General features: G+C 68.8%; 13 protein-coding genes. 4 read left to right on the top strand and 9 right to left on the bottom strand.

Features of this window, described 5'->3' with window-relative positions:
• The first annotated feature begins 23 nt into the window (after positions 1–23).
• The gene (locus tag ACZK4S_RS03600) at positions 24–1,040 is read left to right on the top strand and encodes a LacI family DNA-binding transcriptional regulator (RefSeq protein ID WP_463643377.1); all 1,017 of its coding nucleotides are present in this window, start codon (positions 24–26) and stop codon (positions 1,038–1,040) included.
• 30 nt (positions 1,041–1,070) lie between these two features.
• Here the strand turns inward: ACZK4S_RS03600 and ACZK4S_RS03595 are convergent, their stop codons facing one another.
• On the bottom strand, positions 1,071–1,829 hold the full coding sequence (locus ACZK4S_RS03595) for an ATP-binding cassette domain-containing protein (RefSeq protein WP_463643376.1): 759 nt from the start codon (positions 1,827–1,829) through the stop codon (positions 1,071–1,073).
• On the bottom strand, positions 1,822–3,006 hold the full coding sequence (locus ACZK4S_RS03590) for an ROK family transcriptional regulator (protein ID WP_463643375.1): 1,185 nt from the start codon (positions 3,004–3,006) through the stop codon (positions 1,822–1,824). Before ACZK4S_RS03590 ends, ACZK4S_RS03595 begins: the two co-directional genes overlap by 8 nt.
• Positions 3,007–3,153: 147 nt before the next feature.
• On the opposite strand from ACZK4S_RS03590, the gene mmsA reads away from it, so the two are divergent.
• The 3 genes from mmsA (at position 3,154) to ACZK4S_RS03575 (ending at position 7,317) form a co-directional block, all read left to right on the top strand.
• On the top strand, positions 3,154–4,716 hold the full coding sequence (gene mmsA, locus ACZK4S_RS03585; RefSeq protein WP_463643374.1) for a multiple monosaccharide ABC transporter ATP-binding protein: 1,563 nt from the start codon (positions 3,154–3,156) through the stop codon (positions 4,714–4,716).
• A 31-nt stretch (positions 4,717–4,747) separates the two neighbouring features.
• Positions 4,748–6,070 (top strand): sugar ABC transporter permease, encoded by a 1,323-nt coding sequence (locus ACZK4S_RS03580; protein WP_076061294.1) that lies wholly within the window; start codon positions 4,748–4,750, stop codon positions 6,068–6,070.
• Positions 6,071–6,171: 101 nt separating this feature from the next.
• Positions 6,172–7,317 carry a substrate-binding domain-containing protein gene (locus ACZK4S_RS03575; RefSeq protein WP_463643373.1) on the top strand — a complete coding sequence of 382 codons (1,146 nt, stop codon included), beginning with the start codon at positions 6,172–6,174 and terminating at the stop codon, positions 7,315–7,317.
• Positions 7,318–7,416: 99 nt separating this feature from the next.
• On the opposite strand, the gene ACZK4S_RS03570 is transcribed toward ACZK4S_RS03575, so the two are convergent.
• The 7 genes from ACZK4S_RS03570 to ACZK4S_RS03540 all read right to left on the bottom strand — a co-directional run bounded on the left by ACZK4S_RS03570 (position 7,417) and on the right by ACZK4S_RS03540 (position 15,706).
• Positions 7,417–8,058 carry an aminodeoxychorismate/anthranilate synthase component II gene (locus tag ACZK4S_RS03570; protein WP_076061290.1) on the bottom strand — a complete coding sequence of 214 codons (642 nt, stop codon included), beginning with the start codon at positions 8,056–8,058 and terminating at the stop codon, positions 7,417–7,419.
• A gap of 150 nt (positions 8,059–8,208) precedes the next feature.
• A complete protein-coding gene (gene pknB, locus ACZK4S_RS03565; protein ID WP_463643372.1) occupies positions 8,209–10,119 on the bottom strand; it encodes a Stk1 family PASTA domain-containing Ser/Thr kinase in 1,911 nt (636 codons plus the stop codon).
• Between the two features lie 67 nt (positions 10,120–10,186).
• The gene (locus ACZK4S_RS03560; RefSeq protein ID WP_463643371.1) at positions 10,187–11,614 is read right to left on the bottom strand and encodes a peptidoglycan D,D-transpeptidase FtsI family protein; all 1,428 of its coding nucleotides are present in this window, start codon (positions 11,612–11,614) and stop codon (positions 10,187–10,189) included.
• The gene (locus ACZK4S_RS03555; RefSeq protein ID WP_463643370.1) at positions 11,611–13,026 is read right to left on the bottom strand and encodes an FtsW/RodA/SpoVE family cell cycle protein; all 1,416 of its coding nucleotides are present in this window, start codon (positions 13,024–13,026) and stop codon (positions 11,611–11,613) included. The genes ACZK4S_RS03560 and ACZK4S_RS03555 overlap by 4 nt, the downstream gene beginning before the upstream one ends.
• On the bottom strand, positions 13,026–14,549 hold the full coding sequence (locus tag ACZK4S_RS03550; RefSeq protein WP_076061284.1) for a PP2C family protein-serine/threonine phosphatase: 1,524 nt from the start codon (positions 14,547–14,549) through the stop codon (positions 13,026–13,028). The genes ACZK4S_RS03555 and ACZK4S_RS03550 overlap by 1 nt, the downstream gene beginning before the upstream one ends.
• The gene (locus ACZK4S_RS03545; protein WP_076061282.1) at positions 14,549–15,010 is read right to left on the bottom strand and encodes an FHA domain-containing protein FhaB/FipA; all 462 of its coding nucleotides are present in this window, start codon (positions 15,008–15,010) and stop codon (positions 14,549–14,551) included. Before ACZK4S_RS03545 ends, ACZK4S_RS03550 begins: the two co-directional genes overlap by 1 nt.
• On the bottom strand, positions 15,011–15,706 hold the full coding sequence (locus tag ACZK4S_RS03540) for an FHA domain-containing protein (RefSeq protein ID WP_076061280.1): 696 nt from the start codon (positions 15,704–15,706) through the stop codon (positions 15,011–15,013). It lies immediately after the preceding gene.
• Positions 15,707–15,717 lie beyond the last annotated feature (11 nt).

Raw genomic sequence — 15,717 nt, 5'->3', positions numbered from 1 at the left:
GATTTGACGGCAAAATGACTCGCATGTTCCCCAACTCCTCCCGCCCCACGATGCGTGACGTCGCCCGCGCGTCAGGAGTGGCCATCAAGACCGTCTCCCGCGTCATGAACGGCGAGCCGAACGTCGCGTCCGCCACGGCGGAGCGCGTGCTCCGCGCGGCGGACGAGATGGGCTACGTGATGCACCAGCAGGCCTCGGACCTGCGTCGCCGCGACGGGGGCGTGGGGGCGATCGGGTTGCTGCTGTCGAGTGTGGGCAACGCCTTCGACTCGCACCTGCACCGAGCGGTGGAGCGGGTTGCCAACGACCACGGGATGATGACGCTGGCGGCCAGCACCGAGGACGACCCGGACGTCGAACTCGCGCGCCTGCGCGGTTTCGTGGCGCGCCGGCTCGACGGGCTGATCGTGCTCACCGTGCGCGAGGACCACTCGCTGCTGGCCCGTGAACTCGAGCGCGGCTGGCCCGTCGTCTTCGCTGACCGCCCGGCTCCCGACGTCGACTGTGATTCCGTGACCTCCGACAACGCCGGCGGCGTCCGGGCGGCCGTCCAGCACGTGCGCGGGTACGGGCACACCAGGATCGCCTTCCTGTCCAACCTGCAGGTGATCAGCACCTCGAGGGAACGCACCGCGTGCTTCCGCGAGGCCACCCGTGACCTTCCGGACTGCACCGTGACGACGGACCTGGGAGATGAGGCGGCCGTGATCGCCGCCATCGAGCGACTCATGGGATCCGACGCGCCGCCGACAGCCATCCTGTCCGGCCGCAACGACATCACGATCGGCACCGTCCGGGCGCTGCAGCGGTTGGGGCTGGAACGCTCCGTCGCGCTGGTGGGTTTCGACGATATCCCGCTGGCCGACCTGGTGCGGCCGGGCATCACGGTCATCGCGCAGGACCCCGACGCGCTGGGAGAGCTGGCGGCCACCCGGCTGATCACCCGCGTCCGGGGGGAGAGCCTGAGCCCGGAGCAGGTGGTGGTGCCGACACGCCTGATCGTGCGGGGCTCCGGCGAGATCACAGCCGGGCGTTCCTGACCATGGGCTCCGCGCCGTCGAGCCGTCGGCTCAGAGGCGCGCGGCGGGCTTCGTGTGGCGCGTGGCGCCGGTGATGGCAGAGAGCACGTTCTCGTAGGTTGCCTCGTCCACCGCGAACGAGCCGTTGTTGCGGCCGTGGCGCAGCACCTCGATGCGGTCCGCCACGGAGCGCACGTCCGCCAGGTTGTGGCTGATGAGGATGACGCCGAGGTTCAGCTCCCGGAGTCGCTCCACGTGGCTCAACACCTCTGCCGTCTGGCCCACCGACAGCGACGCCGTGGGCTCGTCCAGGATCACCAGCCGCGGGTCTGTGACGAGGGTGCGCGCGATGGCCACGCACTGCCTCTGCCCGGCCGAGAGCTGGTGGAGGGGGACGCTCAAGTCCGGGATGCGGCTGCTGAGCTGGTCCAGGTACTGGCGGGCTAGGAGCTCCATGCGTGACTCGTCCAGCAGCCCGTCGCCGCGGGTCAGTTCGCGGCCGAGGAAGATGTTCGACGGCACGTCCAGGCTCTCCACCAGGGCGAACTCCTGGAACACCGTCGCGATGCCGAGCGCGATGGCAGTCTTGGCCGATGCGATGGCCACCGGCCGGCCTGCCAGCCGGACCTGCCCCGCGTCGGGCTGGTAGACGCCCGCGATGATGCGGGCGAGGGTGGACTTGCCGGCCGCGTTGTCGCCGACGAGGCCGACCACCTCGCCCGCGCGGACCGTGAGGTCCACGTCGACCAACGCCTGCACGCCGCCGAAGGTCTTGTGCACGGATCTGAGCTCCAACAGCGGTTCAGCCACGTTGTTCCCCTCCCGAAGATGTTTCCAGCACAGACGTCAAGGACATCATGTCGAAGACGCGGGCGACGACGCCGAGGGTTTCCGCTTCTTGCCCGAGCTGCCCCGGCACCAGGAGGGAGCCCGCGTCGGCGAGGAGTGGTCTGGCGCCCAGGGCGTCGAGCATGGGCCCCAGCAGCACGTCGCCGGCCTGGGCCAGCGGCCCGCCCACGGCGATGCGGTCCGGCCCGACGGTGGTGGCCATGTCTGCGAGCGCGGCACCGATCGCGGCCCCCGCGTCGGCGACGACCTGCCGGCAGCCCCTGTCGCCCGAGTTCGCCGCCGCCACCATGTCGCGCAGCGACAGGGGACCGTGGCTGATCCGGACCAACTCGCGCAGGGCCCCGATCGACACGACGGTGTTCAGGCAGCCGCGGGCACCGCAACGGCAGATGGCCCCGTCCGGAGCGACCCGGACGTGACCGAGCCCCGCCGCGGGAGCCGAACCCGGGCGCAGCACGGCACCCCCGAGCACGATCGTGGAATCCGTCACCTCACCCACGCGCACGTACACGCCGCACGCCGCGCCGCGCAAGGCCCCGATGCGGGCCTCTGCGAGGGCGGCGGCGTCGGTCTCGCGCTCCACCAGGACGGGCCGGTGCAGTCGCCGCTCGATGATGTCGGCCACGTCGACGTCGTCCCATGTCGGCAGCCCGACGACTGCACCGCCGCGGTTGGCCGACGGCATCGCGACGCCGATCCCCACCAGGTCCGCCAGCGCGAGCCCGCGTTGATCGGCGAGTTCCGCGGCCAGCATCGCGGCGCGGTCCAGGGTGGTGTCGAAGCGATGCTCCGGCGGCAGCGGCAGGTGCTGCCGGGCCACCTGGGTGTAGCCGGCGTCGACCAGCGACATCTCGAGCGCGCGTGGGCGGATGTGGATGCCCAGGGCGAGGGAGGTGACGCGCGCCAGTGTGACGAGTTGGGCGCGGCGTCCGGAGCGCGTCGTCGCCGACGTCTCGACGGTGCCGGCCGCCAGCAGTTGCTTCACGATGTTGGAGACGGTGGCGGGGGAGAGGCCCGTTGCGGCGGCGAGCTCGACCTGTGTGAGCTGGCCGTAGAGCTTCACCGCCTCGAGGATGCGGGCGCTGTTCGCCTCGCGCAGCGAGGCCTGTGAGCCGGGCGCTCCGCTGCTTTCCCTCATGCGGCAACCCTACCAGCGAGCATTAAGGCTTGAACGCAGCATCACGAAACGGTAACGGTTGAGTTCAAGACTTGACGACAAGGTTGGAGACTCGTAGATTTATGACATCGTTGACATAGAGGACAGCGACAGTCGAAGGAGACGTAGATGACTGCTGGGCAACTGCTGCTCGACATGCGCCACATCACGAAGGTGTTCCCTGGCGTGAAGGCGCTCGACGACGTCACCATGTCCGTGCGTCGCGCCGACATCCACGCCATCTGCGGGGAGAACGGTGCCGGTAAGTCCACCCTCATGAAGGTGCTGTCCGGGGTCTACCCGCATGGCACGTACGAGGGCGAGATCCTGCTCGAGGGGGAGGAGATGCACTTCAACGGCATCAAGTCCTCCGAGGAGCACGGCGTCGTGATCATCCACCAGGAGCTGGCCCTCATCCCGGAACTGTCCATCACGGAGAACATCTTCCTCGGCTCAGAGGTGATGCGCGGAGGGCTGATCGACTGGGAGGCGGCCCGCAGGCAGGCCGTCGACCTCCTGGCGCGTGTCGGTCTGGACATCAGCCCCGACACCCAGGTCAAGACGCTCGGCGTCGGCCAGCAGCAGCTGGTGGAGATCGCCAAGGCCCTCTCCAAGAACGTCCGGGTCCTCATCCTCGATGAGCCCACCTCGGCGCTCAACGAGGACGACTCCGCGCACCTTCTGGACCTCATGTGCGGGCTCAAAGCCCGCGGCATCACCTGCCTGATGATCTCCCACAAGCTCAACGAGATCGCCGCGGTCGCCGACGCCGTCACCGTCATCCGTGACGGCCGCACCGTCGAGACCTACGACGTGGTGGCCGGCCAGGTCGACGAGGACCGCATCATCCGCGCCATGGTGGGCCGCTCGCTCGAGAACCGCTACCCGCACCGGACCCCGAAGATCGGTGAGACCCTCGCCGAGGTGCGCGGCTGGAACGTCGAACACCCCAGCGTCCCCGGCCGCCTCGTCGTCAAGGACGCCAACTTCACGGTGGCCCGTGGCGAGGTGGTGGGCTTCGCCGGCCTCATGGGCGCCGGGCGCACCGAACTGGCGCGCAGCATCTTCGGCCACTCGTACGGCACCTACCGCTCCGGCGAACTGCTCATCGGCGGCAGGCCGGTGCACGCGAACACCGTCCAGAAGGCCATCGCCGCCGGCATCGCCTACGTCACCGAGGACCGCAAGAACCTGGGCCTCAACCTCATCGACGACATCAAGGCCACCGTCGTCTCGGCCAACCTCAACGGCATCGTGCGACGGTTCCTGCTGCAGCCGCGCCTCGAGGCCGAGGTGGCTGAACGGTACCGGCGCGAGCTGCGGATCAAGAGCTCTTCGGTCGACGTCGGCGTGGCCACGCTTTCGGGCGGCAACCAGCAGAAGGTGGTGCTCAGCAAGTGGATGTACTCCTCACCTGAGCTGCTCATCCTCGACGAACCGACGCGGGGCATCGACGTCGGTGCCAAGTACGAGATCTACAAACTCATCCATCAACTCGCCGATGAAGGCAAGGGCGTGATCGTCATCTCCTCGGAGCTGCCCGAACTGCTCGGCATCTGCGACCGGATCTACACGATCTGCGAAGGCCGGATCACCGGCGACCTCCCGGCATCCGAGGCGGATCAGGAAACCCTGATGCGCCGGATGACCACCACGTCCACCGCGCCGGCGGCCCCGGCTCTCTCCGCCTGACGGCGCAGTCACCATGGAAGATCGAACCATCATGAAAGCTCTCAAGCAGGTCTTTGGAGGCAAGCTCCAGCAGTACACGATGGCATTGGCGCTGATCGCGCTCGTCGTCGTCTTCAACGTCATCTCCGGCGGCCGGATGCTGACCTCGTCCAACTTCCAGAACCTCATCTCGGGCAACGCCTACGTGCTGATCCTGGCCATCGGCATGGTCATGGTCATCGTCATCGGACAGATCGACCTCTCGGTCGGCTCGGTGGCCGGCTTCGTCGGGATGAGCGTGGCCATCTCCATCGCCCAGTACGGCTTCCCCTGGTGGGCGGGCCTCCTGCTCGGCCTCGTCCTCGGCGTGCTCGTGGGCATGTGGCACGGCTTCTGGTTGGCCAAGATGGGCATCCCGGGGTTCATCACCACCTTGGCGGGCATGATGATCTTCCGCGGTCTGGTGATCTGGATGTCGCACTCCATCTCCGTGCCCGTGCCCGCGCAGTTCTCCTACCTCGGCGCCGGCTACCTGCCCGAGTGGGGGCCCGCCTGGACCGGTCTGAACAACTCGACGCTGCTGCTCGGGCTCCTCGCGCTGGCCTGGTTCGCGTACAGCGAGGTCAACCGACGCCGCCACGCCAAGGCCCGCGGCTCCGAGATCCCGCTGTGGGTCACCGGCACCCGCGTGGTCCTGATCGCAGCCGTCATCGGCTACGTCACCTGGCTGTTCGGCAGCGGCCGCCCCGGCACGTCGTTCCCCATCCCCGGCCTGATCCTCGTCGTGCTCGTGATCGTCTACCACACCATCACGCAGCGCACCCGCTTCGGCCGCCACATCTACGCCGTCGGCGGCAACAGGGCCGCGGCCGCGCTCTCGGGCGTCAACACCCAGCGCACCTACTTCCTCGTCATGACCAACATGAGCTTCCTCGCGGCCGTCGCGGGCATCCTCTTCATTGGTCGCTCCACCGCCGCGGGCCCCTCCGACGGAACCATGTGGGAGCTCGACGCCATCGCAGCAGTCTTCATCGGCGGCGCCGCGGTCTCCGGCGGCATCGGCACCGTCGTCGGCTCGATGGTGGGTGGCCTGGTCATGGCCGTCCTGAACTCGGGGCTCATGCTCATGGGCGTGGGCGCGGACCAGACGCAGGTCATCAAGGGCCTCGTCCTGCTGGCCGCCGTCGCCTTCGACGTGCACAACAAGAACCAGGGCAAGCCGTCGATCATCGGCACGCTGATGCGCAACGTCGGAAAGAAGCCCGACGTCGCGGAGGTCCCCGCAGGGACGCCCGAGGCCCAGCACCTGGCAGGTACCCCCGAGGTCCCCGTCGAAGGCCCGGCGGCCGACAACAAGGCCACCATTCCGTCCTGATCCCGGCCCACACCGGCGCCCCTCGTCACACCCCCTTTACCGGCATTCCGCCACCCCACCCCTGGGCGACGCTGCCCAAAAACTCCGAAAGGAACACCACCATGAAGTTGAAGCGCACAGCCGCAGTCGTGGCAGCACTTCTGATCTCCTCCCTCAGCCTGACGGCCTGCGGCGGCGGACGGGGCGGCGACGCGTCCCCGTCCGGCGACGGCACCACCCCGGCTGCCGGCGAGGCCACCACCGCGGGCAGCGAGGGCGGGTTCCCCGCCGACGCCACCATCGGCGTGGCCCTCCCGTGGCTCGGCACCCAGAACTGGAAGGAAGCCGAGACCATGTTCGAGGCGCAGCTCACGGAGGCCGGGTTCACGCCCCTCATCCAGAGCGCCGACCAGAAGGTGCCGCAACAGCAGCAGCAGATCGAGGCGCTCATTGAGCAGGGCGCCAAGGTCATCGTCGTCGGCCCGGTCGACGGCACCCAGCTGGGCTCCGTGCTGACCACGGCGCACGACGCGGGAGTCGCAGTCATCGGCTACGACCGCCTGATCGAGAACACCGACGCCGTCGACGCGGTCGTGCAGTTCGGCTCCGTCCGCACCGGTGAACTCCAGGGCGAGTCGCTCCTCGAGGGACTCGAGGCCACTGGCCCCGGCCCCTACAACATCGAACTCTTCGGTGGCGGTCCGGCCGATCCCAACGCCCCGAACTTCTTCAAGGGCGCCATGAGCGTGCTGCAGCCCAAGATCGACGACGGGACCCTCGTCGTGGTGTCCGGCCAGACCGACTTCACCCAGGTCGCCACGCAGGACTGGGACAACGCCAAGGCGCAGTCGCGCATGGACTCCCTGCTCTCGGGCTTCTACTCCGACAAGGAGATCCACGGCGTCCTCTCGCCCAACGACGGCATCGCCCGCGCCATCCTGACGTCGGTGAAGCAGGCCGGTCAGTCGAGGATCCCGGTGGTCGACGGCCTGGACGCCGAGAACGAGTCGATCGTCTCCATCGCCAAGGGCGAGCAGTACTCCACCGTCGCCAAGCCGACCGACGCGTTGGTCGCCAAGACGGTCGAGCTGATCAAGGCCCTCCAGTCGGGGGCAGGCCTCCCTGCCGCCGATACCCAGGAGAACAACGGCACCAAGGACGTCGACATCTACCAGCTCGACCCCGTCGTCGTCACCAAGGCCAACGCCGCCGAGGTCTTCGCCAACGACGCTGACCGCATGAAGCTCTTCGAGGACAACCTGGCCTGACCAGACTCGTGAGAGCCTCCCGCGCCGCGTGGCCGCTCGACTGAATGGGAGAAGCCGCCCGGATCCGTCAGGATCCGGGCGGCTTCCGCGTGCTCTTGGTCAGTGGCTCAGGTCCGCCGTGACCAGGGGCGAGAGCCCCGCGGCGCGGGCGGGGGCGTCGGTGTCGCCGCACTCCGTGAGCCAGTTGGCCAGCATCTGGTAACCGCCCTCGGTGAGGACCGACTCCGGGTGGAACTGCACGGCCTCGACGGCGAGCTCGCGGTGCCGCACCGCCATGATGACGCCGCTCTCCGTGCGGGCGGTGACCTCCAGGACCTCTGGAACCGAGTCCTCCATGATGGCCAGCGAGTGGTAGCGGGTGGTGGTGACGGGTGAGGGCAGCCCCTTGAACACGCCCGTGCCCTCATGGAACACGGGTGAAGTCTTGCCGTGGAGCTGCTCGGGCGCCCGGTCCACGACGCCGCCGAACGCGACGCCGATGGCCTGCAGGCCCAGGCAGACCCCGAAGATGGGCTTCACGCCGCTGAGGGTGCGCACCACGTCGATGCAGACGCCGGCGGCTTCAGGCGTGCCGGGGCCGGGGGAGATCAGGATGCCGTCGAAGCTCTCGTGCCAGCGCTCGTCCGCGAAGCGGGGGTCGTCGTTGCGCCACACCTCGACCTCCGCGCCGATCTGGGCGAGGTAGGACACGATGTTGTAGACGAACGAGTCGTAATTGTCGATGACGAGGATGCGGGCCACGGAGCCATTGTGCCACCGCGGGCGCGGTGCGGCCCCGCCGCTCCATCGGCGTCCCCACGGCAGGACAACGGTAAACGTCCACCAGGTGGGGTACCCCCTCAGTTCGCGGGGGCCCTCCGCCTGGTGGACGTCTATCGGGTCGTGACGAGGCTACGGTGTCGGTGATGCCGCCGGGGTGGAGGGTGCCGGGGACTCGGAGGCCGGGGCCTTCGCGACCTTCACCTGGAAGGGCTGGTTCCGCGGCCACGGCTCATCCCACATCGCCTCCTGTTCGAAGACGACTCCGGGCACCTGCGCAGTCGACTCCTCCTCCACCACGGTGATGGTGAAGCCGCGTTCCGCGGCGGCGGCGGTGGCGTCGGCCTGGTTCAGGCCGGTCAGACGCGGCACGATCGAGTTGCCCGTCGCGACGTACAGCGTGATGGGCGTGTCGATGGCAACGGTTGCACCCGGAGCCGGGTCCGTCATGATCACATCGCCGAGGTTCGCGTTGGGGCCTTCATCCTTCGGCTCGGCCTGCACGGCCTCCTGGATGTTGGTGAAACCGCTGGCGGTCAGCAGGTCCACGGCTGCGTCGTAGTTGATGCCCGTGACCGTCTCCGGGATGGTGCGGGTCTCGACGCCGGTGGACACGTACAGCGTCACCTCGGAGCCGGGCTCCAGTTCCACATCGGCGACAGGGTTGGTCTCGACGACCTGCCCCCGGTCGTCAGCCGTGCCGGGGCGCTCCTCGACGACAGCCTGGAGTTCGGCGTTGCGCACCACGTTCTCAGCCTGGGCGCGGTTCATGCCGATCACGTCCGGCATGAGCACCAGTTCCACCGTCGGGCTCTGCGACGGCGAGGGCGACGGGCTGGGCGTGGGCGACTCCGTGCTGGGCGACGGCGACGGCGTGGGTGACGCCGACGGCGTGGGCGACGGAGTGGTCTCCGTGGGGCCGGGCGGGTTGAGCAGCATCAGGAGGCCGATGATGAGGCCGATGACCACGAGCCCACCCACCACGGCCAGCACGATCATGCCGGTGCGGGAGCGGGGCTCCTCCTCTTCGTCGGCGAGGTGCTCGACGGGCACCATCGGCGGTGGCACCACCGGCGAGTTCGTGGAGGCGACGGTGGGGTCTGCGGGCATCACGCCGCGGCGGGCGGTCGTCGTCATGGGGTCAGACGGAATCACCTGCGTCGGGACGTCCGCCGGAGCGGCGGCCAGCACCGGCTGGCCGCTGAGGGACCGCAGGATGTCCTCGCGCATCTCCGAGGCGTCCTGGTACCGGTCCCTCGGGTCCTTCGACAGCGACTTCAGGACGATGGCGTCCATCTCCGGCGTGACCTCGGGGTCGATCTGCGACGGCGGCACGGGCTGTTCGCGCACGTGCTGGTAGGCGACGCTCACCGGCGAGTCGCCCTTGAACAGCGGCTGCGACGTCAGCAGTTCGTAGAGCAGGCAGCCGACGGAGTAGATGTCCGAGCGGTTGTCGACCTTCTCGCCGCGCGCCTGCTCTGGTGACAGGTACTGGGCGGTGCCGATCACGGCGGCGGTCTGCGTCATGGTGGCGGACGTGTCCGCCACGGCGCGCGCGATGCCGAAGTCCATCACCTTGACGGTGCCGTTGGACGTCATCATGACGTTGGCGGGCTTGATGTCGCGGTGGATGATGCCGGCGCGGTGCGAATACGCCAGGGCGTCCAGCACGCCTGCGGTGAACTCCAGCGCGCGCTCGGGCACGAGCTTGCGCCCGCCGCGCAGCACGTCACGCAGCGTGACGCCCTCGACGAGTTCCATCACGATGTAGGGCACGGACACGTTCGAGACGGTGTCGAGCTGCTCGCCCGTGTCGTAGACGGCCACGATGTTGGGGTGGTTCAGCCCCGCGGCCGACTGGGCCTCCCGGCGGAACCGGGCCTGGAACGTCGGGTCGCTGGCCAGGTCGACGCGCAGCCGCTTGATCGCGACGTCACGTTCCAGCCGCACGTCCCGCGCGCGCCACACCTCGGCCATGCCACCTCGACCAATGACTTGGTCGAGTTCGTAGCGGTTGCCGAGCAGGGCTCCTCGCTCTGTCATCGCACCCGGTCCTTTCGGTTGGTCACGCACCATCTTGAAGCATGCACATGAGAGAAGTCTGAGAAGTTCACCGCAGGGCCTCCACAACAGCCTTGAAGATGGGGGCGGCCAGGCGGCCGCCGGAGATGTCGTCGCGCTCCACGTCGGCGTTCTCGATGAACGACACGACGGCGACCGTCGGGTCTTCGGCGTACCCCACGAACCACGCGTACGGCGGGCGGTCCGGCGACGTCTGGGCCGTGCCCGTCTTGCCGCCCACGACGACGCCGTCGATCTGCGCGGGCCGCCCGGTGCCGTCCTCCACGGTGGCCACCATCATGTCGCGCAGGTGCTGCGCCGTGGACTCAGAGATGGGGCGACCCAGCGACGACGGCTGGGTGGCGGTGAGCACGGTGAGGTCGCGGTTGGTGACGGTGGAGACCAGGTGGGGGCGCATCATCTCGCCGCCGTTGGCGATGGCGGATGCCACCTGCACGATCTGTAGCGGAGAAGCGGCCACGTCGAACTGGCCGATGGCGGTTAGCGCGGTCTGGGCCTCGTCGATCTCCGTGGGGAAGCGGGAGGTGGCGGCGGAGATGTCGATGGTCTGGTCCTGGTTGAACCCGAACTTCTCCGCCATCTCGATCATCTTCTCGGCGCCCAGCTCCAGCCCGATGTTGCCGAAGGCGGTGTTGCACGACGTCTTCATGGCCTGTTCGAGGGTGACCCTGGTGCCGCCGCAGTTGGTGGAGTTGCCCATCGACCGCGAGGAGTTGGGAAGCCGCAGCGACGCGGGGGCGTCGACCTCGGTGGAGGGCACCATGCCGTCCTCGAGTGCGGCCGCCGCGGTGATCAGCTTGAAGGTCGACCCGGGGGGGTAGACCTCGCGCGTGGCCCGGTTCTTCAGCGGTTCCTCCGGGGCGTTGAGCAGTTCGGACCAGGCGTCGCGCTCCGCGGCCAGGTCCACCGTCGCGAGGCGGTTGGGGTCGTAGGTGGGCGTGGAGACCAGGGCCAGGATGGCGCCGGTGGTGTAGTCCATGGCGACGACGGCGCCGCGCTGGTTGCCGAGCGCGGCCACCGCTGCGGCCTGGGCGGCGGGGTTGAGCGTGGTGGACAGGTTCGCGCCGCGCCCCTGCCTGCCGCTGAGGATGTCGACCACCCGGCTGGCCGCCTGCGACGACGAGGTGCCGGCGAGTTGCTGGTTGTAGCTCTGCTCGAGCCCGGAACGGGCGTAGTCGTAGGAGTACCACCCGGTCACCGAGCTCCACAGCTCCGGGGCGGGGTAGGTGCGCACGTAGGGGAACCGGCCGCTGCGCTCCACCGACTGCGCGATGGGGGTGTTGCCCACCAGGATGGTGCCGCGGTTGCGGGAGAACTCGGCGTCGCGGACGCGGCGGTTGCGGCCGTCCTCATTGAGCGAGTCCGTCCGCACCACGGAGATCCAGGTGAGGTTGACCAGCAGCGCGGCCAGCAGGAGGGCCACGAAGGAGGCGACCCTGCGAATGGGTCCGTTCACCGGTTGATCACCGCCGTCGCGTCGTCGAGCGACGAGGCCTCGAGCTGGGCGACATCCTGCGGCGCCGCAGTGGCGGCCTGGGGCTGCCGGCTCCGGTGCGAGATGACCATCAGGATGCCGATGATGATCCAGTTGGCGATCAGCGACGAGCCGCCTTGGGACATGAACGGCGTGGTGAGACCGGTCAGCGGCAGTAGGCGCGTGACACCGCCGATGATCACGAAGACCTGCAGCGCGAACACGAAGCTGAGGCCGGCTGCGAGCATCTTCCCGAACCCGTCCGGCGAGGTCACGGCGGTCTTGAAGCCGCGGGCGATCAGCAGGGCGTAGGCCAGGATGACGGCCATCAGGCCGAGCACGCCCAGTTCCTCGCCGATGGCTGCTGCGATCATGTCCGACTTCGCCAGGGGAGTGAGCCCGGGGCGGCCGAGCCCCCAGCCGCGGCCGAACAGCCCGCCCCAGCCCAGCCCGAACTGGGCGGAGATGATCTGCAGGTTGCGGTCGTAGTCCGAGAACGGGTCCAGCCAGGCGTTGACGCGGCGCGGCACGTGGCTGGTGAAGTTGTAGGCCGCGATGCCGGCGGCGACGAACGCGAGCCCGGCGATGATCGGCCACGCCGGCCGCTCCGTCGCGATGTAGATCATCACGGTGAACAGGCCGAAGAACAGCAGCGAGGTGCCCAGGTCGTTCTGGAACACCATGACCGCCAGCGACGCGAGCCACATGACGGCGATGGGGCCGAGGTCCCTGGCGCGGGGGAAGTCGATGCCGAGGAAGCGCTTGCCGGCCAGGGCCAGGAGGTCGCGCTTCTCGTAGAAGTAGGCGGCGAACGCGATGGCGAGCATGATCTTGGCGATCTCGGCGGGCTGGAACGAGTAGCCGAACACTCGGATCCAGATGCGCGCCCCGCCCGACGCGTGGCCGATGAACGGCGCCAGCGGCAGCAGCAGCAGGATCAGGCCGCCGAAGAACAGCAGGTACGGGTAGCGCTGGAGGCGGCGGTGGTCGCGCAGCAGGAACACCACCAGCGCGAACAGCACCAGGCCCAGCGTCGTCCAGACGAGCTGCATCGTCGAATCCGTGCGGACCGGCTCGGGGATCTGGTCGATGCGGTAGATCATGGCCAGGCCGAGGCCGTTGAGGAGGAAGACCGTGGGCAGGATCACGGGGTCTGCGTAGGGCAGCTTGAAGCGCACCACCAGGTGCGTCGCCAGCCCGAGGCCGTACCAGAGCGCGGCCGTCAACGGCATGGTGGTGGGCAGTTCGCCGTAGAGGTTGAGGTTGGTGATGACCCAGCCGGCGAACCCGAAGCTCTGCGCCAGCACGAGCAGCAGCAGCTCGACGTTGCGCCGCTTCTTGTAGACGATGACCTCATCCGCCACCTGGGGCATCACCTGCGCCTGCGCGGACATCAGCAGTCCTCCAGGTCGGCCTCTTCGCCCGGGGCCGGCTCCAGCGTGGCCAACTCCTCGCCGAGGGTGGGCGTCTCCAAGGGTTCAGGGGTGTGGGGCGCCAGCAGCGGGGGGACGTGCGCGGTGATCGGCGACCCGGGCGAAGTGGTCTGCAGCGGGTCCCCGGGCAGTCCCGGCCCCTCTTCGACCGGCTCAGGCGACTCATCGGCCGGCCCCGGCGATGCCGATTCCTGCGGCTCAGGAGATGGGGACGCGGGAGGGTTCTCGCGCTCCTGGCGACGCTCCTCGCGGATGGCGACGCAGTTGTCCGCCAGTTCCCGCAGGGTCCCGACGGTGCGTTCCGCGGCCTCGACGGAGCCCACCGTGATGGACGCCTCGACCTCGCCGCGGAAGAAGCGCGGCAGGTTGTCCACCGGGATGTCGGTGCGTTCCACCAGGTTGTGCAGCTCGACGCCCAACACGTTGCCGGGCACGCCGTTGAAGACGGCGACCTGCCCGTCGTCGGCCGAGACGAAGTACCGGCTGGAGACGTACGAGGAGGTGGCCCACCAGCCGCCGGCCACCACCAGCGCGATCGCGAGGAAGGTCGCGATGATGCCCGGCCAGCGGGGCTTGTCCTCCGTGGGCGCGTAGCGGGCGGCCTCTTCGGCGTCGTGCTCCACCTGCACGTCCGACGGCGTGGTGGGATAGCCGTGACCAGTGGGCAGCGCCGCGGGGCCGCCGGTGCGGGGGATCTCCACCTCGACGGCGGAGCCCACCAGCAGGGCAGGGGTGGCGTCGAGCTCGGGATCAGCCTCGACGACCTCGCCCAGGACGATGGTGATGTTGTCGTGGCCGCCGTTGTCGTTGGCGAAACGGGCCAGCGTGGCCACCGCGTCGTCGAGGTCCTGGCCCCGCAGTACCTCCTCGATGACGTCGTCGTCGACGAGGCCGCTGAGGCCGTCGGAACAGAACATGAGGCGGTCGCCCAGTTGCGCCTCGTGCACCATGAGGTCCGGTTCGAAGTGGACCTGCCCGTTGAGCACCTTGAGGATGAGCGAGCGGTGGGGGTGGGTGGCCGCCTGTTCGGGCGTGATCTTGCCCTCGTCGATCAGCGACTGCACCCACGAGTGGTCGTGCGTCAACTGGGAGAGGGTGCCTTCGCGGAGGAGGTAGCCGCGGGAGTCGCCGATGTGGGCCAGTCCGAACTCTGTCCCGTTGAACAGGGCGCCGCAGAAAGTGGTGCCCATGCCGTCGAGTTCGAGGTTGGATTCGATGAGGTCTGTGAGTTTGGTGTTGGACCGGGCGATCATGCCGGCGATCCGCGAGAGGAGCTCCTCGCCGTCCGCCGCGCGCACCTCGTCGTGCACGTCTGAGCGGGCCGCCTCCGTGGAGGCCACGGCGGAAGCCAGGTCCCCTGCTGCCGCGCCGCCCATGCCGTCTGCCACCAGCAGCATGGTGGGGGAGGCGTAGCCGGCGTCCTGGTTGTTCTTCCGGATGCGGCCGACCTCTGAGTGGGCGGTGAAGCGGAGGCTGAAGGTCACTAGATCTCCAGTCGCATGAGGGTCTTGCCGATGCGCACCACATCGCCGACGGTGACCCTGGTGGGCTCAGTGACGAGCTTGCCATTGACATAGGTGCCGTTGGTGGACTGCAGATCCGAGATCACCCACGTGGTGGCGTCCTTCTGCACCAGTTGCGCGTGCCGGGCGGAGGCGTAGTCGTCGTCGAGCAGCAGCGTGGAATCCGCGGCCCGCCCGAGGTTGATCGTGGGCTCCACCGGCACGGAGGTGCCCTGCTGCGGGCCGGCCGTGACCGCAAAGCGGGTGGGCAGCTTGGAGCGGTTCTTGCCGCGGCCCCGGTCTGCGGGGATGGCGCTCAGCGAGGACACGGGCACGCGACGGCCGAACATGTCCGTGCGCACCACGTTGGCCACGAAGAGGATGAACAGCCAGAGCAGGCCGAGGAAGGCGATCTTGATCGCCGCGATCACGAGATCCGACACTCAGGTCTCCGAAGGCGTGTGGACCAACATTCTGGTGTTCCCGATCTCGATGCGGGTGCCTTCTCCGATCCTCGTCTTACTGATGCGGCTGCCGTTGACGTGCACGCCGTTGGTGGAACCCAGGTCTTCGATGGTGATGACGGGGTGCTGCGGGTCCCCGGCGACGCTGATGAGCGCGTGGCGGCGGGAGACTCCTGGGTCGTTGAGGCGCAGGTCCGCCTCGTTCCCGCGGCCGATGAGGATGCCGGGGGCGATCAGGGGGTGGCGCACGCCGTTGACCTCCAGCACGAGGCGGCCGGGGCGCGGCGATTCCTTGCGGGTCTCCGGCGCGATGGCTTCGGATGCGACGGTGAACTGGCCCGTCGGCAGGGACGTGTCCAGTTCGTAGTCGATGGAGATGGGGCCGTTGAAGACGTACTGTCTGTCTGCCGCGTGGTCGCGGATGGAGGGCAGGATCTCGGCGTTGAGGGTCTTGGAGTAGGGCGCGAGCCTGTCGTAGTCGCCCTGGGACAGGCCGATGGTGAAGGCGTTGGGCACCAGGCGCTTTTCGCGGGAGAGGAGCTTGGCTTCGGCGTCCAGCTCACGCTGGATCCCCGCGACGATCTCGACGGGGTGCACATAGCCCTTGAAGGCCCGTGCGAAGACCTTGCCAACGGCGGATTCGATCCGCTTCTCAGCCTTGTCGAAGACTCCCATGCGCCTCCTTC

It is taken from the genome of Tessaracoccus zhenghani (assembly GCF_055326325.1).
The sequence above is the reverse complement of the archived record's forward strand: the minus strand, read 5'-3'. Positions and strand labels throughout refer to the sequence as shown.